Below are 22,919 nucleotides of genomic sequence, written 5' to 3' on the forward strand. Positions count from 1 at the left end.
GTATCGAAAATGAATCAGTACATGAAAGAAAATATACAACAGTTTCAAACAGAAAATGAGAATAAAGCACGTTTTTTAATAAAGTGTCCAGATCAACCGGGTATCGTTGCTGCAGTGTCTGATTTCTTATTTAAGCATGAAGCAAATATTATCGCTTCTGATCAGCATACAATTGACCCTAATGGTGGGCAATTTTTTATGCGGATTGAATTTGTATGTCCAAATTTAAAGGAAAAGTCAGAAATACTGGAACAAGAATTTCAACCAATAGCGGAAAAATTTTCTATGGATTGGCAATTATTGTATGTTAGTCAGCTTAAAAATATTGCCATCTTCGTATCAAAAGAACCGCATTGTCTTCTAGAGTTAGTATGGGAGTATCAAAGTGGTGATTTAATGGCTAATATCGCCCTAGTCATTAGTAATCATGAAACGTCAAGAGAGACAGTGGAGGCATTGGGTATTCCGTTCTATTACATTCCTGCTAATAAAGATATTCGCCAACAGGTGGAAGAAAAACAAATACAATTATTAAAAGAGCACAATGTAGATTTAATCGTATTAGCTCGCTATATGCAAATTCTTACTAGTCATTTCGTTGAAAAATATGAAAATAAAATTATTAATATTCATCACTCATTTTTACCTGCTTTTATTGGAGCAAAACCTTACGAACGCGCTTATCAGCGTGGGGTGAAAATGATTGGTGCAACGTCACATTATGTAACCAATGATTTAGATGAAGGTCCAATAATTGAACAGGATATTGAAAGAGTCACCCATAGGGATAGTAGTGACAATATGAAAAAAATTGGACAATCCATTGAGCGTACGGTACTCTCGAGAGCAGTAAAATGGCATTTACAGGATCGAATCATCGTTCATGGAAATAAAACAATTGTGTTTTAGTAAATTGAATAACAACAATGCCAATTATAATACCAAACGTTCCAATTGTACCTAATAATGTACTTAGAACTACCATACGTACTCCTTCTTCCAAGTAATAGTATCACAAAGAAGGATCGTTTTATATATGTTTTTTACCATTAAAAGTAAGAATCTTTAGTGAAAAAAGTTGGGGAGCTAGATCTGCAATTACAAAAACGATAAAATAAGTAAAGTCCATAAACTTATTTATCGTAATCATAGATAAGTAAAGTAAGAAATTAACTTAATAAGAATCCTTTATTTTTTAGTAGAGGTTTTGGTGCAATTTATTAAACAAAAACTTGTTAAGGATACTAAAGCACAAGTGAAGGATACTTTAATCGATATGCTACTAGTAGAAAAATTTGAGGAAATGGATACGATTATGCAATATGCAAACCTTTTTAATTGGAATGCTTTTGACACACATCAAAAAGGATATTTTCACTAAAAACCATTTGAGACATTATTTGAAATGTCACAAATGGTTTGTCATTATAATATTCCTACTTCTTTAGCAGCTTCGAAACTGTTTCTAGCAAATACAAAAGGATTACCAACATTCTCCCAATGCATATACATTAAGCGTGGTTCTTCAAAAAGCCAATGGTTATGAACTGCTGTTACCGTAATCCTTCTTTTTCGTAATGCAGAAATGAAAGGATTAATTTCTTTTTGGAGGATGACGGTCTCACCTAAGTTTAGTGTCCTTCCATTTCTGTTGTTTTCAAAGGAAAGCGCGAAGGGTAGGGCTAAAGGGGAACGAGTACGACGACCTAAAATAGAAGCATTAATTCTTCTTAGACGCTGAACCACACAAACAGGAGCGGCAGTAATAACCTCTCCGCCTATAATATTTGCTAATTGTTGACAGGTTGACAAATTGTTTCCTCCTTTCTATGAATCTTCTATAAGATATGAAAAAGAATTAGAGCCTGTCTAGGTAGCTATATTAAATTTTTTATAATTGAATTTAGAACCTAAGATTGTCCTAAGTTGAACTTGATTAATTTGTTTTTAGGTGGTGCAAAAATAGATGCAAATTTAACCCAATACTTTCTTACACAAGGACCCTTTGCGGTTCTTTTTGTTTGGCTTTTTTGGTTCAGCAGAAAAGCAGCTGCAAGAGAGAAAAAGCTTTACCAAACAATCGATCAAAATAGAACGTTAAAGAAGTTCAGCGAAAAATATGACATTGTAATTAACAAATTAGATGGTATTGAAGATCGATTACCGCCCAGGTTTCTCAGTAAAGGTATCGTTCAAATGCAGAACAACAGCACCTATATAATCAAGGGAGAACACCTCCAGGTAACATAGTCACTAATGGAAAGCCTGGTCAGTCGCTGCACAATTACAGACTAGCCGTTGATTATTTCTTGATAAGTGATGATGGAAACAAAACATTATGGACTGTTAATCATAAGTGGCGCAGGGTTGCTGCTATTAGATCATTTCTTGAATGAGTCTTGGATTTTTTTGTAAAAAATTCCTAATACTATTATGTTTTTATACTATATACTGAAAGTATCAAAAATAAAGGTGTGAAAGAATTATGAAACAGTACTTAAATGCTGAAGAATTAATTGAATCTATCAATGAATCCTATAAGAAATTTATTGAAGAATTTAAGGGGATTCCTGAAGAGCTGAGAGATAAACATATTACTGAAGTGGATAAATCACCTTCTGAAATGCTTTCTTATCAATTGGGGTGGATTAACTTGTTACTATCGTGGGAAAAAGACGAACAATGTGGACTTAACGTAAAAACGCCTACTCCAGCTTACAAATGGAATAACTTAGGCGGGCTTTATAAATCATTTTATGAGCAATATGGTTTTTTAACCTTAAAACAGCAGGAGGAAGAGTTGACAAAGTTGATCTGTAAGTTAATCGAATGGATAAATAATCTTTCTGAAGCAGAATTATTCCAACCAGAACAGAGAAAATGGGCCACAACAAAAGCAATGTGGCCTGTTTGGAAGTGGGTGCATATCAATACAGTTGCTCCATTTACGAATTTTAGAACTAAAATTCGTAAATGGAAAAAAATAGTTTTATAAGTAATTTAAGAAAAATAAGTATCCTTAAAATTTAAGCAAAAGCCAATAAGAGTCTATTTCTTATCAATTAAAAGAAATAGACTCTATTTAAATTTTCCCAATGTCCATACTTTTTATTTTGTAGAAGGTTTCTAAGATAGTGTGAGCGTAATGAAAATTCTCCTAGTAATTTTAGTACTTTAATTGTTTTTACATCTTATACTGATAGGATAACTCAAATGCTTACATCAGCAAACAATAGTAAAATATATTTTAGGTTTTGGAGAACTAACGTTTGATCTGAATGGATAGAAATGGAAACTACTGAAGGTGCACAGTCTAAGGTAAATTCTCACGCAAATAATAAATCTAATCCTCATAGAGTTACAAAAACACAAGTAGGTTTGAAGTAATGTAGACAATGTCCAGCAAGCGGCCAAATCGGAGTTTAAAACACATGTGGCTGATACTGTTCGCCACATCACGGCTAATGAGAGGAATACATGGAATGCAAAAGAAACCGTGTCAGGAGCCAAGAAAAAGCAGATAAAGCCCTATTGGAAGCAAAAAAATATATGAATATTCACGCACAAATGCACAAAGTAGCATATGATAATGGTCAAGCATTAATGATACCGGAAGGATCTGATATAAATAAAATTACTAAAATAGGGTTTTATAGAGGTAGAAATTTAATAAACCAACCATTGAAAAATTTTACTTGGTTTTAATACACAGTGTTACAGCAAAATTCAAGTGAATGCGTTCAATATGCAACAGCATTTAGTAAACGAGCTGAAACATATATCAGAAAAAGTGATAGTTCAGGAAAGTTTGGAGATTGGCGGTTATTTTCTGCATCGGATCTGGAATGGGCAACGGTACCACAGTAAATAATTTGACTGCAAAGCATAAGATTAAAAATTACATAGGTACTGCTGCACAAAATTCACAGTTGCTTAATAAATTGAGGTAATAAAATAAGCTCTTCTTTGTTGAGGGGCTACGGAAGGGAACCTACAGTCGATGTAGCTTCCCTAATAGTTTGCCCGGAATAATTAAAAATATGTTCTAGAGAAAACAAGTTACTATCAAATTAATAATATGATTATGCTATATTTCTTTTACTATGAAACCTGTCCAATCACCTTCTTTTTATAATCATACTATGAAGTAAAAGGAAGGAGGATTGTTATGTGCTATTACTATTCAAATGAAAAGAAACACCATCATTGTTGTGATAGGTGTAAAAAGAAATGCCATTGTGATTGTTTCCATTGTAGCTATGATTATGATAGTCACGATTGTTTTGATCCTTGTAAAAAGAAGCCTAAAAAGAAATACTGTTGTTGCTGTTGGTATTATTAAATATAGACTTATAAAAAACGGGATAGCCCTCATGTTAGTGGGGGCTTTCTTTTATAAGTAACTTATATTGTAGTGTATGTTATTACTAAGTGAATTGTGCTAAAAATCTTTCCATTAAAAAGGAGCAAGCTTTTTTTCCACCACTACCTTCCCATAACCATAATCTAAATGAGTTACGGGGAGATGGAATTTTTATTTTTTTAAACAATTCAATAAATTTTGTGCTTTTAGTATAATGCAACTAACGGGGAAATTGAATTTCAACTAAGATGGGAGGAGATGTTCATTAAAGCGCTTTATGTAGGGGAATGTCATCGCCTTATCGACAAAACATTAGCGCAACTAGAACAGATACATACACAAATCAAAAACATACAGAAAAGCATAGAAGGTATTATAGCTTTAGAGGGAGCTTTTAAAGGGAAGACAGCTAAACTCCATTTGAGCTTTTTATCAAGAGGTACACATGCCATTTCTGTTGTTTCTGGAGGGTTTTATTACCAATTACATGGGTACTTTACGGGAAGTAAAACAATCCATACAGCTAAGCTAGAGCCTGTGGAGCAAGATCTCCATACAATGAAGAACTATGTAAGTCAAATTAGAGAGTTAGGAAACAGTGGTCAGATAAATATTGCAACGTATTAGGCAAGAAAGATAGCTGATCAAAAGATTCATCAGAAACTGATGCAAGGTCTCATGAAAAAGGCTGGAAAGAATGCCATAGATTTACAAGTAATTATGGGGGAGCTTGGTAAACGTCTATTTTCAAAGTTTACCCCACTAGTAGCGATTCCCATTAACTATTTAACAGAAGCGTTTTGGACTGAAAACAATGAATTACAGCTATCGTGCTATGCATGCCATCCTAGCAGCAACGGGGGATAGTTTAACTGCAAGTGAGTTTTCAACAATCGAGCATCTTGTTGTTTCGAAAGTAAAGGTTTCCGATTACAAGGGAATAAGACAAGGAATTTATTACACGTTAGCTGATGGCAGGAAAGTGCGGAAGTTCAAATCAGAAACAGGTATAAACTATGAACTAGTTAATACGATTCCAGCTAATCGACATAAGCCAATGGATCCAGAAAAAAGCTGGTTAGAAAAGGCTGCCGATGGTGTAAAAAGATACATTTGTAAAAGCAGGAGAATTTGGTGCAACGGCATTGTAAAAAAACAGTGGACTTTCTTATTTTAGATGATGTTAAAACAGTAATGAATTCAGAGGCTTCTACAATTGATAGAGTAATATCTGAAGCTTCTATTCTTCCAGTAGGAAAACCTTTAAAACTGATTAAAGCTGGCGGAACAATTAAATTTACGAATAAAACCAAAATGCCAGCTAAGGAAGGTTAAGGGTAAAGGTAATAAATTAAGCGAAAACTTAAGGAATAAGTCAGGAGTTGTAACCAAGAGTTTCAATTTAGATAAAAGCCTTAATAAGCAAACAAAACTTATGTATAATAAAGGAACAATAGGTATAATACCAAAAGAGGTAAGAGATAATCTATTAGGTAAGCATTACAGATCATTCGACGATTTTAGAAAAGACTTTTGGAAATCTATAGCAAATTCTGATTTTGCAAAGGAGTTTAATAGCCGAAGTGTTTCAAGAATGCTGGAAGGAAACTCTCCTATCATACCTAAAGTAGAGCATTACGGGAAGCATAAGTCATATATACTTCACCATAAACAACCTATAGACAAGGGTGGAGATGTATATAATCTTGACAATTTAATGATTACTTCACCTAAAATGTATCAAAATATTTTAGATCCTGCATATCATTTTGGGAAAAAAGGGATAAATAAGGAAAGGAGAAGGTAATTTATAAGTAAAAAATTATCTAAAGAGGAATTAGTTGAACTAGTGAAAAAGATATGTAATCCCAAGTTACCTGATGAAGAAGTAAGTGAATATATAGAATTACTAGAAAAAAATGTTCCTCATCCAGCTCCTAGCGATTTAATTTTTTGGAGTGATGAGGAGTTATCACCAGAGGAAATAGTGAAGGTTGCTTTAGCATATAAAGAGGAAAAATAATTTATTAGAGTGATAACTAAAACACCTTGATTGGTAATAGCCTTTCAAGGTGTTTTACCGTAAATTAAAATTAATAAAAACCACGACGTTTTATTTCAAAGTTCCTTGCTTTACTCAAATACTTCATATAAACTTTTTCAGTCATTTCTTTTAACTGTTCAGGAGTATAACTCCAAACACCAGACTTATCTTGATATTTCCATCTATATTCTGTTTTACCTATTCTTTTTATGTCTATATGGTATTTGCTGTACATTTGTTGCTTAGCTGCAACAAGGTCTTTTTCTAAAAGTCTAATTGCTTCATCTGTTAAATCCAAATATATGTTAGTTTCTTGAAGACCATCGAAATGTTTTTGATCATGTTTAAACACAGCAATTGCAAGTGGAATAGTAATAAAATCAACTGCAAGTTTTCTTAGTTCGTTATTCATGTTGATCACCTATATAGAGGAACATTTGTTCCTATTGTATGCAAGTTGATTATGTTTTATCAACAGTTACTTTTTACCAAAATAAAAAGAGGCTGGGACATAACTAAAACAGCTGATTAAAAAACGAACAATAAATCGTCCTTGTGTATACGCAAGTTTTTAGCGTAGTCAAAATATGTAGACTCCTGCGGGAATAGCTCGAGCTGAAGATCCCGCAGGAAAGCGATCTTTGCTTTCCGAGGAAGCTGAGGCCGTGCCCGCGGAAAGCGAAATAGTTTGACGTAGCGATGATAGGAATTTTTTTAACACAAACAAACCGAACAATTATAAATGAATTGTTCGGTTTTTGCTATTTAGTATTTGCTTATGTCCCAGCCTCTAAATTATTTAAACAGGTTTTTAATCAACTTAAAAATATCAAATGTTGTTTTATCCCGCATGTAAGGTGCCGTAAGCCTCCCACTTCAAGACCTGAGTTGATACAACAGGGTCTAAGTGGGAGAAAACGGCACCTAAATGCCCGATTCGTTCAAGGGCCTTTAGGTCATACCCTTGTGGTACTAACATTCAGTAGGAGATGGAAGAAAACTCCTACTGAATGAAGTTTCACTTTATTATATACCTTATTATATGCTGCCTTTTTAGATTAAGTACCCCCATTCTCCAGCAGGTCCAAACCAACCAATTTCCTGGCATTAGTTTTTCCACGACAAAACTACCTCCTCAACCATAATCGAAACTAGTTACAAAAAGGTGGCATTAATTTTTATGAAAAAATAATAGCCCCTTAGATGAATAAGAACCACTAAAAACCAATCTATAATAAAGATTCGCCGTCAAAATGCCATCGAAAGAATAAAATGAAATTAAAAATGCGACTCTTGAAATTTTCAAGAGTCGCATTATATCAAAGTTTATCCATGATGCTGGTGAGAGGATTCGAACCTCCGACCCCTTCATTACGAGTGAAGTGCACTACCAGCTGTGCTACACCAGCAGATAGATCACATAAAATATAATACTCCTATTGAATACTTTCATCAACCCCTATGTATATAATAATAATAATCCTAAAAGAGGTACTTTTAAGTAAATTCAGATATTGTTTATAGTTGATAGATAGGAGGAGTAAAATCCTTATAATTGATGAGTTGATATACAGTTTTGAACAGGAAAATAATTGGATACAGAGTTTAAAAGAAAACGCAAGAAGAAATTTTTTTTAGCAGAATAAAAAAATGGTTTAGCCGAAATAATTAGTTGCTTTACAAGGTGGGATCCATCCATTCTAGAAGAAATGCTTTTCATAAGGCAAGATAATTAGGAGTGTACAGTTTGAAGTGATTAACACTAGAGCTTCTGCATATGCATATCTTGATTAACAGTAGAACATTTGATTAATAAAAGATAATGATGCGAGAAAAGTTGGTTGCAGTTTCAAGGGGGAAAACAGAAGCTGATTGTTTACAACATTTACACTAGAGGAATGAGACAAGTATTCGGGTTATTCCTATATGGTTACGATAACCATTCATAAACAACAGATTGATCAATTTTTACAAGAAGCAAGTATTTCAAAATTTTGAATGAAAGATAATTAATTAAATGGTTCTCACCGAAAAAGGTTCAAAAACCCCCTACTAGATTAAAGTCAAGGGTATCATTTGAGCGCTTGTATGGAGCTAATGTTTGTTGTTGGAACTTCCCCATTTCGATCTCTCGGAATACGAAGTTGCAATTCTCCTTATTCCGTTTTAAAAGTACGATCATAAAAGCCGTTGTGATAGTTACTAGAATGAACTCCTTTTCATTCATCGGCTCATAATCAACCAAACACGGTTAGTTCTTGTTTTAGTAGCTGATTGATAGTTGTTTCCAAGTGACGACGAAAAACTTCTTCAATATCTTGTTTTTTGCTATTACCTCGATTAAATCTATAATAAGGATATTTCATAGGGAAGACCTCTTTTCTGTGAATGTAGTTGGCTAACTTTATTCTACAAAAAGGGGCTTCCTTTTTCTATGAACATCTTAGTAGTTTTTTTCTATTTAAACAAAATATTTTACACTCTCGAAAAATAATTGAGGTGAATGCTATCCATAAAGGTATTTTTTATCTCATTTAATTTACTTAAATTCTTATGCCAAAATATAACGTGACCAACTCTACTTAATGAGTCTTTCAATTCTGGGATGTATTCCCCAAGTTTATAATCAAAATGATACTCAACCACATTATCATTAATCGGTTGGTTAATCTGTAGTCCTTTTAGTAATCCAGGTTCCGTTTCAATAAATCTGATACAAGCGAAGGAATTGGGTACTGGCGATGTAATGTTTATAGTTTTACTTAATGATTCAATAGCTAGGGCATATTGATCAAGACCTGAGGTTAAATAATGAAGATATGGAATCTTATCACCACCTGGTCTAGTATGAGCTTCTATTAGAACAGGTTGATTTTTATTATTGTCCCATTTAAATTCTAGGTGACCTGCGCCAAATTCAATATTTAACGCATTGAGAACTTTAATTGTGTAGTCATTAATAATATTTGATTCTAATTCGCTTAGTTTTGCCGGCACAGAATGACCTATCTCAACAAAGTTGGGGAGTCCGGTAGTATCTTTTTCAGTAATACCAATAATATTATGAAATCCATTAGAAGAAACTGTTTCTACACTAAATTCATTACCATCAATATAAGGTTCAATTATCCATTCAGTATTTTTATTATTAATATTTTTTTCTTTCCAGTTATTCCAATCTAATTTGCCACCAATAAAAGAAATGTTTTTACTACCATATCCGTCTGAAGGTTTCACAATAAGATTCAAATCTATATTTGATAAATCAGGAATTTCATCTATCAAACCATGCCAGAAACATAATGACAATTCCTCATATTTATTTAGAGCTTTCCTCATTTCTATTTTATTTCTAGTATTTTTAATAGCAGTTATAGAGTTTGTTTTTAAATTGAAATATTCACTTGCAATGGCAGCAGTTTCAAGACCAAGTTCTGTAAAACTAATAATTAATGAAGACTTTCCGTGCATTTTATGAATAGATTTGATCAATTCAATAGTTTCGAAGGAATCACTAATATCAGAAAAGTATATAGATAACACTTCACTAGTAACATACTTATTTAGTTCTTTTCCTTTTTTTTCTATAACAACAACATCATAATTTAATTTCCTAGCAGCTTTTATACCTAATTCACTTGCTCCAAGCATTATGATTAAGCCCATTTATAAATTCCTCCTGAAAGAATTTGTTATTTTTACAAAAATATGTAATAATAGAAAAATAAAAATCGAATTTTTCAGAAACTTATTTGGTTTATTATAATATGGGAGGGGTATTATGGCAAGTATCTCTAAAGAAATTATCAAAAGCTTACTAAAACATGACTATACTTACTACACAGGAGTTCCTTGCTCTTTACTGAAAGGGATATTCTTAGAATTAGAGAATAAAACTTTCCGGGATATTCAGTACTTTCCTGCAATAAGAGAGGATTCAGCAGTAGGATTAGCATCAGGCTTTAGTCTGAGTGGAGAGAAAAGCGTTGTATTGATGCAGAATTCTGGGCTGGGTTATTGTTTAAATGTTTTGACCTCATTTAATTTGATTTATGATGTCCCTACTTTACTAATTATCAGCTGGCGTGGATACAATTCTGATGCGGTAGAGCATGACGTTATTGGAAAAAAACTGCTTGATGTTTTAAGTTCTGTTGATATTCCATACGAAGTGTTAAATTTAGAAAATATAAAAAATTCAATAACGCCTTTGATAAATACTATTAATTCTACCAAACGTCCTGCGGCACTAATTATAAAAGATAATGTTTAAAGGGGAGATAAGATGAAAAAAGCAGAGGCTATATTAAGTCTAGTAAATACTAATTCTGAATCATACATAGTGAGTACATGCGGTTATATAAGCAGAGAATTATATAACCTTAAAGATAATGATCATAATTTTTATATGGTAGGGTCAATGGGAATGGCAGCTCCAATAGGTTTAGGTGTTGCTATTGTAAATCCAAGCGTTGAGGTCATAGTGTTGGATGGTGATGGATCATTGTTGATGAACATGGGGTTCATGTCTATGGTTGGAAACTTAAAACTGAAAAATTTTACACATGTAGTACTTGATAATCAAATGCATGAGAGTACAGGAGGTCAAGAAACAATAAATATAGATAACATTTGTAAAGTTGCGGAAAGTTTGGGATATAGAAAAGGAATAGTAATTAAGGATCTTAATGAAATACCTGCCGTAAAAGATTTTAGTGGTCCTATATTGATACATATCGAAGTGGAAGCTAAAGATAGCTCAATTGGAAAAAGAGTTCACTGGTCACCACAAGAGATAGTCGAAAGATTTCAGAAGTCGATTTTTCATGAGAGAGAGTTAATGAAATGAAGAATATAAACAATATTGACTGTACTCTTAGAGACGGTGGGAATTTAAATAATTGGCATTTCTCTAATTCAGAAATTGAAAATATTATTAAGGGGTTGGATCAAGCTAGAATTGATATCATTGAAATTGGTTATAAAGGAGGTTCAAGCAGTAATAAACAAAAAGATGTAGGAGACGCTGCGAGGTGTGATCCAAGCTTCATTGAAAATCTGCCAAATCTTGCGAACTCCATGTATGCAATTATGATTGCGCCAAGTGTTGAAACAAAATTAAGTATAATTGAAGAAATAGATAGAGAAAAGATAACTTGGATAAGAATAGCAGCCTATCCAGAAAATATTGCTCTAGCATTTCCGTTTATCAAGTATGCCAAGAACTGCGGATTTAATGTTTCTATGAACTTAATGGGGGCTAGTAAAGTATCACCAGCTGAGATTTTAATAATTGCCCAAAAAATAAAAGAGTTAAATGTTAATCTTTTCTGTATAGCAGATTCTTTTGGGTCCATGATACCGGAGCAGGTAAAAGAAATATTTAATTTAGTTTTAGGAAATATAAATATTGACATGGGTTTTCATGGTCATAATAATTTAGGTTTAGCTTTTACAAATGCACTAACAGCTATAGAAACAGGCGCAACCTTCATTGATACATCGTTGAATGGAATGGCTAGAGGAGCTGGCAATTTACCTACCGAACAGTTCGTATCAGCAATAAATAAATTTAACATATGTTCCAAATACGATAGCCAGCCTCTTTTAGAAACAGCGGAGTACTTATTAGAGGAAGTAATGGATGAACCAATGAGGATATCTAAAGCTGAGATATTATGTGGTATTAATGATTTACACTATTATTACTTTGATATTATTGATAAAGTATGCAAAGAAAATAATTATGATTTATATCATTTTGCTGAGTTATTATCAAAAAGAACCGCTTCATCAGTTGATAAAAAGATTGTAGACGAGGTAGTAAAAATTGTAGAAAAGGGAGATTTTCAAACATGAAAACTGAAAATTTAAGAAGTTTGGTGAATTCTGGTAAGATAATGAAGGTAATGGGAGCACATAATGGATTAAGTGCAAAATTGGCAGAAAATGCAGGGTTTGATGCTATTTGGGCTAGCGGTTTTGAAATTGCTGCAACTTATGCTGTTCCTGATGCAAATATATTAACAATGACAGAAAATTTAAATGTGGCTCATTTGATTAATAAATCTGTTTCAATACCTGTAATTTGTGATTGTGATTCGGGTTATGGTGACATAAATAATGTAGCACATATGATAAAAGAATACGAAAGTATAGGTATTTCAGGTGTATGTATAGAAGATAAACCTTTTCCAAAGTTAAATAGCTTTTTAGGAGAAGGACAAGAATTGGAGGATATAGAAATATTTTCAGAAAAAATTAGGATCGCTCAGGAAACGAAGAAAAACAAGGATATGGTAGTGATTGCAAGAATAGAAGCGTTTATAGCTGGAAAAGGCTTATCAGAAGTTTTAAAAAGAGCTTACGCTTATGAAAAAGCAGGTGCAGATGCATTATTAATACATTCTAAAAAGAAAGATGTAAGTGAAATATATGATTTTTGCAAATCTTATAAAGGAGATCTTCCTATTGTAATTGTCCCAACGACGTATCCAGACGTAAATTTAGGAATGCTAGAAAAACATGGAGTTCAATTAGTTATATATGCAAATCATGGAATAAGAAGTTCTGTAAATGCGATGCAAGAAACATTTAAAAGTATTATTAAGGATGGTAATACGGTTAATATTGAAAACAGCATTACCTCAATGGAAGAAATATTTAGATTGCAAGGAACGAAAAACTTAAAGAAGCCAACTTATAATATGTAAAAGTAAACATTGTGATTGGATATGATGTCAAATTATTGAACAAAAGGAGCATATATATGAAATCAAAAGTAACAAGTATGGAGTTCTTGCACTCTAAATTAAATATTTATTCGGCTGAGAATGTTAATTTATCTTCTATTCTTGATTTTTTTAGCACTCATTTTATTATAAAAAATAATAACAAAATTAACAATAGTCTTGCTGATATATATATATATCATTCAAATGAATTAAAAAATATTAATTTTAAAAGGGGAGAGGATGTATATATAAGAAAAAGTGCATCTGACTTTTTTACAATTAAAGCAAAAAAAGTCTTTTTAAACAATCAAGAATATCTAAGGATTGATCAGACAGGTACCATTATTAATTTTAGACCGGAAAAAAACGAGATTCATATTCAATTACAACAGCAAATAGAGCAAAAAGATAAATTAACAGTAATTGAAATTATTAGAGATTTGGTACTAAGACATGAAGAAAACAATGGAGTGGTTATATTGCATGCCACCTGTGCGTTTAAAAATAATCAAGCTTCAATAATAATTGGTTCAAAAGGAGCTGGAAAATCTACTACTTTACTTGAGTTTGTTCAGAAAGCAGATTATAAATTTATGAGTGGGGATAAGACGTTCATATGGATCGAAAATAATACAGTAGTTGCTTCTGGTTGGCCAGATTATCCACATTTAGGTTTAGGTACTATTTCAAAATATCCAGAGTTAGTGGAAAAATTAGATTTAAAAGAAAAAATAAAGTCTAATAGGGAGGATATCTGGTCGACAAAACACAAAATAGCTGTTTCTCCTACTAAATTCAAACAGGTTTTTCCATGCACTCCGCCTGGCTTAATTTGTTCGGTAGCTAATATGTATTATCCTAGATTACATGACTCTGATTCTTGTGTTTTAGTTAGAAAAGAAAATAAAGCTGAGTTTATTTTACCGCATGTTGAATCACTTTATAAAGAGGATGATGATTATTGGAATAATTATATCAAATTATCAAAAGTTGACTCACAAAAGAATAGTGAGGTAATTAATGCCCTTGAGAAATTGGAATCTTATGAAATTGAAGGTAATGGAATTATAGATGGGAAAATGATAACGAAATGAGGAGTTTTGATTGAAATCATTTGAAATTTTGTCTAAAGGATTCAATTCTGACATTGATATCACTGAAAAAATTCAAAAATTATTAGAAAATAGTACAGGAAGCGGAATATTAAAAGTTTTTTCTCCAGGAAGTACAAATGCTTTAGTATTAATGCGATATGAGTCAGGAGTAATTGAAGACTTTAAAAACATATTAGAATCTATTGCTTCACCGTATAAAAAATATAAGCATGAAATAACAACGAATGATAATAATGGTGCTGCACATATATATTCCATGTTGTTGGGGAATTATGTTTTACTACCTTATAAAGACAATGAGCTATTAATATCTGATAAGCATAGAGTTGTTTTATTTGACTTTGATCTAAAAGCGGCTAATCGGACAGTTTTAGTTGATTTTTAATTTAATAAGGAATTTACGAATACTATACTAAAAGGAGGAGATTTTTTGAAAAAGAGATTAGCAACGCCTGGACCAACATTTGTACCAACTGATATATTACTTGCAGGTGCAAAAGAATCAATTCACCACCGATCAAATGATATGAAAACAATTATGGAAGGGATAAATCAATCCCTTCCACAATTCTTTGGTTCTAAGAATGAAGTGTATACTATGTTGAGTTCTGGTACAGGTGCTATGGAGAGTGCTGTATTTAATTGTTTTAACAAAGGTGATAAGGTTCTCGTAATAAATAATGGGTACTTTGGTAAAAGATTTAAAGATATTGCTAGCCGTGCCAGTTTAGAAGTCTTATCTATAGACATTGAATGGGGAGAGCCTTTTGAATTAGATCAAATTAAAGAAATTTATTTTAGTAATAAAGACTTACAAGGTATTCTTGTTGTTTATAGTGAAACCTCTACTGGCGCAGTAAATGATATAAAAGAAATCGGTGACTTTTTTCGCCAAACTAATGTACTAACTGTAGTAGACGCAATTAGTGGTTTAATTTCTCATGAAATGCAAATGGATGAATGGGGATTAGATGTTGTAATTGCTTCTTCACACAAAGGCTTTATGATGCCTCCGGGTCTGTCATTTGTTTGTATATCGAATAAGGCGTGGGGAAAAATATCTTATACAGAAGAAAATACTTACTATTTTTCATATAAGCGCTTTAAAGATTTTTATCCTGCACCTCCCTCTTCTCCTGGGGTTTCGCTTATTTTCTCTCTCGAAAAGTCTATTGAGATATTAAAATCAGAAGGTATAGCAAACATTCATAGTAGACATCAATTATTAGCAACAGCTACTCAGAATGCACTTACTTCACTTGGATTCAAATTATTTATTTCTGATTCTTTTAGGAGAAGTAATACAATTACTTCAGCATTAGCACCACGAGGAGTGGATACAAGTGTTCTTTTAAATAGTATTAATGAGGATTTTGGATTAACTATAACTGGTGGCCAAGGGAAATATAAAGGAATAATGATACGAATTGGCCATATCGGTGCTTTTGATGAATTAGATTTATTTAGTGTTTTTGGAGCTATAGAGATGTGTTTAAGCAAAAATAATTACGAATTTCAAGAAGGAGCTAGTACAAAAGCATTAATTAACACTTTTAAAAAGGAGAAGACGAATGCTTAAAATTTATCAGAGAGAAACTTGTCCCTATTGCAAGCCTGTCAGAGAAAAGTTAACAGAGTTAAATGTTACGTATATTAATGTTAATTTACCAAAAAAAAGAAGTGAGCGAAAGGAGTTAATTGAACTAACAGGTGTTCCGTATATCCCAGCTTTAGTTGATGAAGAAGTGATAATTGCAGGAAAAGAAGGGAGTTATAAGGACGTTTTAGAATATATTGAAAAAAAATTTACTAATAATAAAGAGAGTTAAAATCTATATGTTGTATATATTTATATCAGATATCCATAGTAATTGTAAAAATCTAGATAAAGTTCTTGATGAAATCAAAACTTCTACTGTAGAACCATTTAAACTTATTTGTTTAGGCGATATTTTTGAGGTCAAAGTGTCAAAGAAAAAGATTGATAGCTTTTTCTTTGATACTATAGATGAAATAATTAGCGAAGGTTCGCAGCTTGTAAAAAAATTAGAGGGCGCTGAGCTGATTAGAGGAAATCAAGAAGAACGGTTATTTACACTGATACCGTCAAATAAGTTACCTTCTTATTTAAAAAAACTATGTCCTCTTTTGAAAACTCAAATCCATATAAATGATGAATGTAAGGCTGTACACGGTCATCAATATTCATGGAATAGATACGATGCTTTCAGCCATTACCCTTTAATAGAATTAAATGAATACCCAATTTTATTTTATGGTCATAGTCATGAAAATAATCTATTTGAAGTGAATGTATCAGAAAAAAATATAGAGTACCAAAAAAAAGAAATAGAATTTAATAAATCTTACAAACTTGTTCGGAAATTAAAAGTAAATTACCTGATTAACGTAGGAGCTTTAAAAGAAAATGACATAAATTGGGTAAAATACGATACAGAAAAGCGCTTGGTAACTTTTTATAATATGAAAATCTAAATTAAGGGGTTGAGTTCTATTCGTCATATACTTTTAATCAATTCAGATAAAATGGAACCAATTGATGTGATAAAAAGTCGAGATGAAGACTTATATATAAGTGTATTAACAAAAGAGCAATATAAAGATCTATATAAGGAAATTGCTGACAATATTTTTATAATTAACACACTAGAAAACTTGCTCGCAGTAAGGGAGATTGTTGTTGATATTCATAGGATAAAAAAAATTGATTATATTATCACGCCAACCGAAAAAGGAGTTCTGGCAGGTGGTTTTATCCGTTCTTTTTTTGGAATAGATGGGGTTAGGTTTGAAACGGCACTTTCTACTACTAATAAATTAGACATGAAGACAAAAGTTAATGATGCAGGTATCGAAACTGCTAACTTTAGAAGATTAGATAACTTAAAGCAGGTTTTATCAATCGGAGATGAACTTGGTTGGCCAGTAATTATAAAGCCTGCCATAGGCTCTGGAACAAGAAATACTTTTAGAATTAAATCGAAAGAGGAGTTTCTCACGATGAGGGACGATAATCAATTGTTTACAAGTTTATATAAAAGCAATGTTCCCATGCTTATTGAAAATTATATTGAAATAGAAGAATATCATTGCGATGGAATAATAAATGAAAGTGAACTAGTTTTTTTATCTATATCAAAGTATTTGGAACCTCCTTTAGAATCAATGGAAGGGTTTTTAGGATCTTACATTCTTCCTGAAGATCAACCTATTTTTAATAGATTAAAAACAATGGTGGAGAAGATTGTTAAAGCGTTAGAGATTCCAAGAGGGCCTATACATGTAGAATTGTATCGGACAGATTCCGACCAATTAGTATTTGGGGAGATTGCGCTTAGACCTGGTGGGGCCGGAGTATTCAAAACAATTAAAAGCCAATATGATATTTCTATTTGGGAAAAAGCTTACGAGGTAGAAACAGAGTCATTTGAGAAAATTAATATTAAGATTAATGATAATATATGTGGATGGGTAGGCTTACCTTGCAAAAATGGAGAGTTAGCGGATTTTACAAGTAGAGAATCTCTCTATGAATTAGATAATTGTATAAAGTATATAGAGCAGCATTTTCAAAAAGGAGATATAGTAAACCAAGAGATATCATCTACATTTCATCTTTATACGCTCTACTTTGAAGTACCGCAGTTAAATGATATTGAAAACTTAATTAAGAAATTACATGATGCTTATTATATCGTTTCTGTTTAAACCAAATTTAGGGATGCGGTGATTGTTTAATGAAAGAGTTAATAAGAAATACACGATTTTTAATACTCTGGATAGCCCAGTTAGCTTCAGGTTTAGGTAATACAATGGCTGTTTTTATTATTTCTTGGTTAATTTTTGATTTGACAGGATCGGAAGCTGCAATGGGAAAGATATGGTTTTTTTATATGTCTGCTTTTATTATAAGTCTTATACTGGTAGGTCCTTATATAGACAAAATACAAAAGAAATATATAATGGTTTTGTCTGAATGGGGAAGAGCTATTTCGTTTTTATTGCTGGTATTATTTATATCTATAGATCAATTGTCAATTATGATTATGTATATTATTGTAATACTTGTGGGCTTACTAGAACCAATATTCAAACCAGCATCACGTGCATATTTATCAGAGATAGTAGATAAAAGATATTTGATAAAGGCAAATTCTATACTTGAGTCAACACTACAAATAACTATGATTATTGGTCCATCATTAGGCGGATTACTACTATTGACCTTTTCACCATTAATTTTATTAATATTATTGATTTCATTTCTATCCATAGCAGGAAGTTTTATAATACTTTTAGAACCAATCGAGTTAAAAAGAGATTCGTTATCTAATAGTTGGTTCTTGGATTTTAAAATAGGATTGAAATTCTTTAAAGATTTTCCATTATTTATGTATATGATTATATTTGTTTTTTTCTTAAATTTTAGTGCAGGGGCTATTCAACCCCTTTTGTTACCGTACGTTTTAAAACATTTAAAGGGGACTCCAGAACAATATGGGTTTTTAACATCCAGCTTAGCATTAGGAATGTTAATTGGAGCTTTAATATTGACCATTAAAAAGGAACATAGAAATTTAAAACATTTAATGTTTGGTTCCATAATATTTAGTGGTTTGTGCCTCAGTGCAATAGGCTTTTCTGCTTTTTTTGTTATTTCGTTGATTTTAATAATACTTTATGGCTTTTTTATCTCCATATTTAATATAAATAATACAACTTTATATCAAGTAAACCCTCCTGTTAAATTACGGGGTAGAGTAATGGCAGTAAGAAGTTTGGTATCTAAAGCAGGAATCCCTTTTGGAGCACTTATAGGCGGCTATATATCAGAAAGTGTTGGCGTAAATAATTTATTTATCATTTTGGGCTTGATCATGGTTTTTACCTGTATCGCAGGGTGGTTTTTACCTGTTTTCGACAATTTAAAAACCTCTAGTTATAAACTATGAAGTTTTGGGTTTCGATTATGGATATTGAAATAAATATTAAATATACAATGGTGGTAAAAGTATAATATCCAAGCTCATAAAGGTGCACGCGTTTTAGCTCCTCAACCCATTTAGTGTTCCCATCATAGGGTTCATTAAGATCAGAAGGAGGTAAAGAACGTATCATAGAAGATGGATCCCGGGGAACAGGTCCTCGCTTTCCATAAGTGAGAACGATTTAATTATTTGGGAACGATCAGTTATACAAGTTTATGTGCTATAAAACCGATAAATCAACAAACGCCATTTAAGAGGTTGTATACTCAAATGGCGTTTTTACAAACCTTAAAAATTAGATTCAAAAATTCGATAACTAAGTGGTTGAATGGTTATTTCCCTAGAAAGTGCTTTCATAGATTTGGCTGGAGCCTCTTTAAGATCAATCTCCCATTCTGTCACAGCAGACGTTTCTTCAAATAAAGCACTACCTGGTACAGAAGCTTCCTGTTCTCCCGCATTTAGTATAAATACCATTCGTTTTTTACCATCGGTCTTTTCGTAACTAATCACATAATGTTCATCCGCGTATAAAAAGCGGAATGTCCCATTGTTGCCAAAAAGCGGGATGGTATTTCGCAGCTTAATAAGTGTTTGTACGTAGTGTAAAAGGTCCCGATTCTGTTTTTCTTTGTCCCATTCCATACAAGCACGACAACCTGGGTCATGTCCACCGTACATGCCGATTTCATCTCCGTAATAAATACAAGGAGTTCCAGAGAAGGAAAATTGGAAAAGATAAAGTAATTTAACCCGTTCGATATTTCCATTCGCTAATGTTAAAATTCTCGGTGTATCATGACTGTCTAATAAATTAAACGCAACTTCATTGACGTTTTTTGGATACATATGCAATACTTTTGTAATTGTATTTTTAAATGTAGTTGCATTCATGGTGTTTTTGGCAATAAAATCAATTACACTATTAGTAAATGGATAATTCATGACTGCATCAAATTGATCGCCCTGCAGCCATGGCATGGAATCATGCCAAATCTCCCCTAAAATAAAAGCATCAGGCTTTACCTGTTTTACAGTACGACGGAAATCACGCCAGAATGTGTGGTCCACTTCATTGGCTACATCTAAACGCCAGCCGTCAATATCAAATTCTTCTATCCAGTAACGAGCAACTTTTAATAGATAGTCTTTTACTTCTTGATTTTCCGTGTTTAACTTAGGCATTGATGCGACAAAGCCAAATGTATCATAGTTTGGTTGTGGCTCTGTAACGACAGAGAAATTCCAAATACGAAACCAGTTTTTGTACTTCGAGTTTTCTTGGTTGTTTAAGACATCTTGAAATGGTGGAAAATAGTAGCCGCTATGATTAAAGACCGCATCAAGCATCACTTTAATTCCTCGCTCATGACAAGCTTCAACTAGCTTTTTAAACGTTTGCTTGTCTCCAAATTGCGGATCAATCTCCATATAATCAATTGTGTCGTATTTATGATTGGAATACGCTTTAAATATTGGTGTAAAGTAAATGCCTGTTATTCCTAATTCTTCTAAATAATCTAAGTGATCAATAATTCCTTGAAAATCACCGCCAAAAAAATTAGATGGTGTTGGGTCAGCTGATCCCCAAGCTAAAGCTCCTTCAGGGTTTAGAGTCTCATCTCCGTTAGCAAATCGTTCGGGAAAAATTTGATACCAGATTGTATCTTTGACCCATTTAGGTGCGTAAAATACATCGATTTTATTTAAAAACGGAAAACAAAAATAATTCGCGATTTCCTTAGGTAATTTGTCAAAAATTCCGCCTTCACAATAAATACAGGATTCTGATTCGTCCGTACATATGAAAGCATAACGTAATCGCTTGTATGGTGGCTTAATGATAATGAACCAGTAATCATGGAATTGGGTAGAGCCAGTTTTGACCATAGGCTTTGTTGTTGTTTGCCACTCATCATTTTTCCAGTCATAAGGATCTCCAAATATTAATTCAACAGTTTCCATATCTCCTTTTTTTGTTTGCAGCATAATGTGTAATGTATTTTCGTTATATGCATAGGCAAAATTATTTTTTGGTCGGTGATAAATCGCTTCTTTTATCATGTTTTTATTCCTCCTCTTCTTATTAAAACGTTTGCGCTATTTTAGTAGAAACATATCTAAATGGTTAATAAAAATATATGTTTATTTATTTGATAATACCATAAGCCAATGATTATTGAAACCGTTATCCTAGTTTATTTTAGGGAGTTTTAAGCATGAAAATATATTTGCATTTTGAAATTTATGTTGTATAATGAAACTACAATGTTAGTGCAAACGATTTCACAAAGGTGCTCGCATTGTACATAAAATAAATAACCTTATGGAGGGTTTAACATGAAAAAGTGGTTGTTTTATTTAGTTGCAATGATTCTATTAACTAGTATTTTAACAGCCTGTGGACCAGATGATGCTAAAAAATCTGGTGGGAAAGAAGAGGCAAAAAGTTCTGATGAAATGCCTGAAAAACCTGAATCATTAAAGCTTTGGGTTAATGATGAAGAAAAACAGAAAGAAGCATTAAAGAAAATGACCGATAAATACACAGAAGAAACAGGAATTAAAGTAGAAATGATTCCGGTCAGCATGCTGGAACAAATAGAAAAGTTGGACGTTGAAGGTCCTGCGGGGAACGGCCCAGATGTTATATTTCAGCCACATGATAGAATTGGTGATTTGGTACTTAGGGGATTAGTAGAACCGGTTGATCTTGGAGATACAGAGAAAGAATACACAGATAATGCCTTGAAGGCAATACAATATGATGGCGAGAACTGGGGTTATCCAGCTGTTTCGGAAACATATGCCATGTTTTACAACAAAGCTCGTGTAGAAAAAGAGCCTAAAACCATGAAAGAAATTATGGAGATAGCTGAAAGAGATACGGATCCTGGTAAAGATCAGTTTGGCTTTCTGATGGAAGCAGCTAACTTATACTTTGTATACCCTTTCTTTTCCGGAAATGGAGCATATGTGTTTGGAAATAAAGATGGCAAGTATGACGTATCGGATATCGGTTTGAATAACGAAGGTGCTGTGAAAGGTGGCGAACTAGTGAAGGAATGGTTCGATAAAAAATATATACCTCAAGATTTAACACCAGATATTATGAATGGATTGTTCAAGGAAGGAAAGGTTTCTACAGTAATTAACGGTCCTTGGATGGTTCGGGAGTATGCGGATGCTTTAGAGGATGATTTAGGAACTGCTCCAATACCGGTATTGGATAACGGAGAAAATCCAAAATCATTTGTTGGTATTAAGTCTTATATGCTTTCTTATTACTCGGAAAATAAAGAGTGGGCGCAAGATTTAATGGCTTATTTGACTAACTTTGATAGTTCTATGATGTATTATGAGATCGCTGGAGAGTTGCCTGCGCGTAAAGATGCAATGGAAGATCCGAATATTGCTGAAGACCCAATTTATTCAGCATTTGCAGAGCAAACCAAATATGGGGAGCCAATGCCGAGTGTTCCCGCCATGCAGCAAATATGGGAACCATTTAACGATTGCTTAAACTTCATTTCAAAAGGTGAGCCTGTGAAGGAAGTATTAGATGAAGCCGTTCAAACGATTCAAGAAAAAATAGAAGCTTCCGGAGCAAAATAAATGAAACGCAAGCGGTATAGGAGATCCCTGTACCGCTAA

At 32.7% G+C, this 22,919-nt stretch carries 25 protein-coding genes, 1 tRNA gene and 3 pseudogenes; 23 read left to right on the forward strand and 6 right to left on the reverse strand.

Annotated elements, in window-relative coordinates; translation table 11 throughout:
- Window positions 1-9: 9 nt before the first annotated feature.
- On the forward strand, window positions 10-909 hold the full coding sequence (gene purU / locus KQI21_RS09725) for a formyltetrahydrofolate deformylase (RefSeq protein ID WP_216483986.1): 900 nt from the start codon (window positions 10-12) through the stop codon (window positions 907-909).
- Window positions 910-1,210: 301 nt separating this feature from the next.
- On the forward strand, window positions 1,211-1,381 hold the full coding sequence (locus tag KQI21_RS09730) for a hypothetical protein (protein ID WP_216483987.1): 171 nt from the start codon (window positions 1,211-1,213) through the stop codon (window positions 1,379-1,381).
- 44 nt (window positions 1,382-1,425) lie between these two features.
- Here KQI21_RS09730 and KQI21_RS09735 read toward each other — a convergent pair whose 3' ends face one another.
- A complete protein-coding gene (locus KQI21_RS09735; protein WP_216483988.1) occupies window positions 1,426-1,812 on the reverse strand; it encodes a DUF1259 domain-containing protein in 387 nt (128 codons plus the stop codon).
- A 150-nt stretch (window positions 1,813-1,962) separates the two neighbouring features.
- On the opposite strand from KQI21_RS09735, the pseudogene KQI21_RS09740 reads away from it, so the two are divergent.
- From KQI21_RS09740 to KQI21_RS09780, 9 genes and pseudogenes are all read left to right on the forward strand, one after another.
- Window positions 1,963-2,154 (forward strand): annotated as a pseudogene (locus KQI21_RS09740) (BhlA/UviB family holin-like peptide); the annotation flags it as partial.
- Between the two features lie 331 nt (window positions 2,155-2,485).
- Window positions 2,486-2,995, forward strand: coding sequence for a ClbS/DfsB family four-helix bundle protein (locus tag KQI21_RS09745; protein WP_216483989.1), 510 nt, complete (start codon window positions 2,486-2,488; stop codon window positions 2,993-2,995).
- 482 nt (window positions 2,996-3,477) lie between these two features.
- A complete protein-coding gene (locus KQI21_RS09750; protein WP_216483990.1) occupies window positions 3,478-3,705 on the forward strand; it encodes a hypothetical protein in 228 nt (75 codons plus the stop codon).
- 458 nt (window positions 3,706-4,163) lie between these two features.
- The gene (locus KQI21_RS09755; protein ID WP_216483991.1) at window positions 4,164-4,403 is read left to right on the forward strand and encodes a hypothetical protein; all 240 of its coding nucleotides are present in this window, start codon (window positions 4,164-4,166) and stop codon (window positions 4,401-4,403) included.
- 218 nt (window positions 4,404-4,621) lie between these two features.
- Window positions 4,622-4,990, forward strand: coding sequence for a T7SS effector LXG polymorphic toxin (locus KQI21_RS17070; RefSeq protein ID WP_216483992.1), 369 nt, complete (start codon window positions 4,622-4,624; stop codon window positions 4,988-4,990).
- 187 nt (window positions 4,991-5,177) lie between these two features.
- Complete coding sequence (locus KQI21_RS09765) at window positions 5,178-5,540, forward strand: hypothetical protein (RefSeq protein ID WP_216483993.1); 363 nt, start codon at window positions 5,178-5,180, stop codon at window positions 5,538-5,540.
- On the forward strand, window positions 5,498-5,698 hold the full coding sequence (locus tag KQI21_RS09770) for a hypothetical protein (RefSeq protein WP_216483994.1): 201 nt from the start codon (window positions 5,498-5,500) through the stop codon (window positions 5,696-5,698). The genes KQI21_RS09765 and KQI21_RS09770 overlap by 43 nt, the downstream gene beginning before the upstream one ends.
- Before the next feature lie 19 nt (window positions 5,699-5,717).
- Window positions 5,718-6,170 (forward strand): annotated as a pseudogene (locus KQI21_RS09775) (pyocin-S2/colicin E7-DNase domain-containing protein); the annotation flags it as partial.
- A gap of 3 nt (window positions 6,171-6,173) precedes the next feature.
- Window positions 6,174-6,386: a bacteriocin immunity protein gene (locus KQI21_RS09780; RefSeq protein ID WP_216484302.1), complete on the forward strand. Its 213-nt coding sequence runs from the start codon at window positions 6,174-6,176 to the stop codon at window positions 6,384-6,386.
- A gap of 70 nt (window positions 6,387-6,456) precedes the next feature.
- Here KQI21_RS09780 and KQI21_RS09785 read toward each other — a convergent pair whose 3' ends face one another.
- The 4 genes and pseudogenes from KQI21_RS09785 to KQI21_RS09795 all read right to left on the reverse strand — a co-directional run bounded on the left by KQI21_RS09785 (window position 6,457) and on the right by KQI21_RS09795 (window position 10,073).
- Window positions 6,457-6,819 (reverse strand): YhjD family protein, encoded by a 363-nt coding sequence (locus KQI21_RS09785; RefSeq protein ID WP_216483996.1) that lies wholly within the window; start codon window positions 6,817-6,819, stop codon window positions 6,457-6,459.
- 924 nt (window positions 6,820-7,743) lie between these two features.
- A tRNA-Thr gene (locus KQI21_RS09790) sits at window positions 7,744-7,816 on the reverse strand.
- Between the two features lie 653 nt (window positions 7,817-8,469).
- A pseudogene (locus KQI21_RS16150) lies at window positions 8,470-8,773 on the reverse strand (transposase); the annotation flags it as partial.
- A 109-nt stretch (window positions 8,774-8,882) separates the two neighbouring features.
- Window positions 8,883-10,073, reverse strand: coding sequence for an ATP-grasp domain-containing protein (locus KQI21_RS09795; protein ID WP_216483997.1), 1,191 nt, complete (start codon window positions 10,071-10,073; stop codon window positions 8,883-8,885).
- Window positions 10,074-10,188: 115 nt separating this feature from the next.
- On the opposite strand from KQI21_RS09795, the gene KQI21_RS09800 reads away from it, so the two are divergent.
- The 11 genes from KQI21_RS09800 to KQI21_RS09850 all read left to right on the forward strand — a co-directional run bounded on the left by KQI21_RS09800 (window position 10,189) and on the right by KQI21_RS09850 (window position 19,229).
- Entirely contained in the window at window positions 10,189-10,680 is a 492-nt protein-coding gene (locus KQI21_RS09800) for a thiamine pyrophosphate-binding protein (protein ID WP_216483998.1), read from the forward strand.
- A gap of 12 nt (window positions 10,681-10,692) precedes the next feature.
- On the forward strand, window positions 10,693-11,256 hold the full coding sequence (locus tag KQI21_RS09805; RefSeq protein WP_216483999.1) for a thiamine pyrophosphate-dependent enzyme: 564 nt from the start codon (window positions 10,693-10,695) through the stop codon (window positions 11,254-11,256).
- Window positions 11,253-12,266: a hydroxymethylglutaryl-CoA lyase-like TIM-barrel protein gene (locus KQI21_RS09810; RefSeq protein ID WP_216484000.1), complete on the forward strand. Its 1,014-nt coding sequence runs from the start codon at window positions 11,253-11,255 to the stop codon at window positions 12,264-12,266. The genes KQI21_RS09805 and KQI21_RS09810 overlap by 4 nt, the downstream gene beginning before the upstream one ends.
- The gene (gene aepX, locus KQI21_RS09815; protein ID WP_216484001.1) at window positions 12,263-13,120 is read left to right on the forward strand and encodes a phosphoenolpyruvate mutase; all 858 of its coding nucleotides are present in this window, start codon (window positions 12,263-12,265) and stop codon (window positions 13,118-13,120) included. Before KQI21_RS09810 ends, aepX begins: the two co-directional genes overlap by 4 nt.
- 56 nt (window positions 13,121-13,176) lie before the next feature.
- On the forward strand, window positions 13,177-14,235 hold the full coding sequence (locus KQI21_RS09820; protein WP_216484002.1) for a hypothetical protein: 1,059 nt from the start codon (window positions 13,177-13,179) through the stop codon (window positions 14,233-14,235).
- A gap of 10 nt (window positions 14,236-14,245) precedes the next feature.
- Window positions 14,246-14,641, forward strand: a complete 396-nt coding sequence (locus tag KQI21_RS09825; protein WP_216484003.1) for a YjbQ family protein — start codon at window positions 14,246-14,248, stop codon at window positions 14,639-14,641.
- A 45-nt stretch (window positions 14,642-14,686) separates the two neighbouring features.
- Complete coding sequence (locus KQI21_RS09830; protein WP_253291379.1) at window positions 14,687-15,835, forward strand: pyridoxal-phosphate-dependent aminotransferase family protein; 1,149 nt, start codon at window positions 14,687-14,689, stop codon at window positions 15,833-15,835.
- The gene (locus KQI21_RS09835; protein ID WP_216484004.1) at window positions 15,828-16,085 is read left to right on the forward strand and encodes a glutaredoxin domain-containing protein; all 258 of its coding nucleotides are present in this window, start codon (window positions 15,828-15,830) and stop codon (window positions 16,083-16,085) included. Before KQI21_RS09830 ends, KQI21_RS09835 begins: the two co-directional genes overlap by 8 nt.
- Window positions 16,051-16,752 carry a metallophosphoesterase family protein gene (locus KQI21_RS09840; protein ID WP_216484005.1) on the forward strand — a complete coding sequence of 234 codons (702 nt, stop codon included), beginning with the start codon at window positions 16,051-16,053 and terminating at the stop codon, window positions 16,750-16,752. The genes KQI21_RS09835 and KQI21_RS09840 overlap by 35 nt, the downstream gene beginning before the upstream one ends.
- Window positions 16,753-16,818: 66 nt before the next feature.
- The gene (locus tag KQI21_RS09845) at window positions 16,819-17,985 is read left to right on the forward strand and encodes an ATP-grasp domain-containing protein (RefSeq protein WP_216484006.1); all 1,167 of its coding nucleotides are present in this window, start codon (window positions 16,819-16,821) and stop codon (window positions 17,983-17,985) included.
- 29 nt (window positions 17,986-18,014) lie between these two features.
- Entirely contained in the window at window positions 18,015-19,229 is a 1,215-nt protein-coding gene (locus KQI21_RS09850) for an MFS transporter (RefSeq protein WP_216484007.1), read from the forward strand.
- 324 nt (window positions 19,230-19,553) lie between these two features.
- Here KQI21_RS09850 and KQI21_RS09855 read toward each other — a convergent pair whose 3' ends face one another.
- On the reverse strand, window positions 19,554-21,329 hold the full coding sequence (locus KQI21_RS09855) for a glycoside hydrolase family 13 protein (RefSeq protein WP_216484008.1): 1,776 nt from the start codon (window positions 21,327-21,329) through the stop codon (window positions 19,554-19,556).
- 276 nt (window positions 21,330-21,605) lie between these two features.
- On the opposite strand from KQI21_RS09855, the gene KQI21_RS09860 reads away from it, so the two are divergent.
- Window positions 21,606-22,880 (forward strand): sugar ABC transporter substrate-binding protein, encoded by a 1,275-nt coding sequence (locus KQI21_RS09860; protein WP_216484009.1) that lies wholly within the window; start codon window positions 21,606-21,608, stop codon window positions 22,878-22,880.
- Window positions 22,881-22,919 lie beyond the last annotated feature (39 nt).

It is taken from the genome of Virgibacillus proomii (genome assembly GCF_018916875.1).
GTDB classification, from domain to species: Bacteria; Bacillota; Bacilli; order Bacillales; family Amphibacillaceae; genus Virgibacillus; species Virgibacillus proomii_B.

Bases quoted from the DNA above. Each gene is read 5' to 3' on its own strand.
- purU (WP_216483986.1), top strand. From the start codon at position 10: ATGAATCAGTACATGAAAGAAAATATACAACAGTTTCAAACAGAAAAT.
- KQI21_RS09745 (WP_216483989.1), top strand. From the start codon at position 2,486: ATGAAACAGTACTTAAATGCTGAAGAATTAATTGAATCTATCAATGAA.
- KQI21_RS09750 (WP_216483990.1), top strand. From the start codon at position 3,478: ATGGAATGCAAAAGAAACCGTGTCAGGAGCCAAGAAAAAGCAGATAAA.
- KQI21_RS17070 (WP_216483992.1), top strand. From the start codon at position 4,622: ATGTTCATTAAAGCGCTTTATGTAGGGGAATGTCATCGCCTTATCGAC.
- KQI21_RS09765 (WP_216483993.1), top strand. From the start codon at position 5,178: ATGAATTACAGCTATCGTGCTATGCATGCCATCCTAGCAGCAACGGGG.
- KQI21_RS09785 (WP_216483996.1), bottom strand. From the start codon at position 6,819: ATGAATAACGAACTAAGAAAACTTGCAGTTGATTTTATTACTATTCCA.
- KQI21_RS09795 (WP_216483997.1), bottom strand. From the start codon at position 10,073: ATGGGCTTAATCATAATGCTTGGAGCAAGTGAATTAGGTATAAAAGCT.
- KQI21_RS09800 (WP_216483998.1), top strand. From the start codon at position 10,189: ATGGCAAGTATCTCTAAAGAAATTATCAAAAGCTTACTAAAACATGAC.
- KQI21_RS09805 (WP_216483999.1), top strand. From the start codon at position 10,693: ATGAAAAAAGCAGAGGCTATATTAAGTCTAGTAAATACTAATTCTGAA.
- KQI21_RS09810 (WP_216484000.1), top strand. From the start codon at position 11,253: ATGAAGAATATAAACAATATTGACTGTACTCTTAGAGACGGTGGGAAT.
- aepX (WP_216484001.1), top strand. From the start codon at position 12,263: ATGAAAACTGAAAATTTAAGAAGTTTGGTGAATTCTGGTAAGATAATG.
- KQI21_RS09820 (WP_216484002.1), top strand. From the start codon at position 13,177: ATGAAATCAAAAGTAACAAGTATGGAGTTCTTGCACTCTAAATTAAAT.
- KQI21_RS09835 (WP_216484004.1), top strand. From the start codon at position 15,828: ATGCTTAAAATTTATCAGAGAGAAACTTGTCCCTATTGCAAGCCTGTC.
- KQI21_RS09850 (WP_216484007.1), top strand. From the start codon at position 18,015: ATGAAAGAGTTAATAAGAAATACACGATTTTTAATACTCTGGATAGCC.
- KQI21_RS09855 (WP_216484008.1), bottom strand. From the start codon at position 21,329: ATGATAAAAGAAGCGATTTATCACCGACCAAAAAATAATTTTGCCTAT.
- KQI21_RS09860 (WP_216484009.1), top strand. From the start codon at position 21,606: ATGAAAAAGTGGTTGTTTTATTTAGTTGCAATGATTCTATTAACTAGT.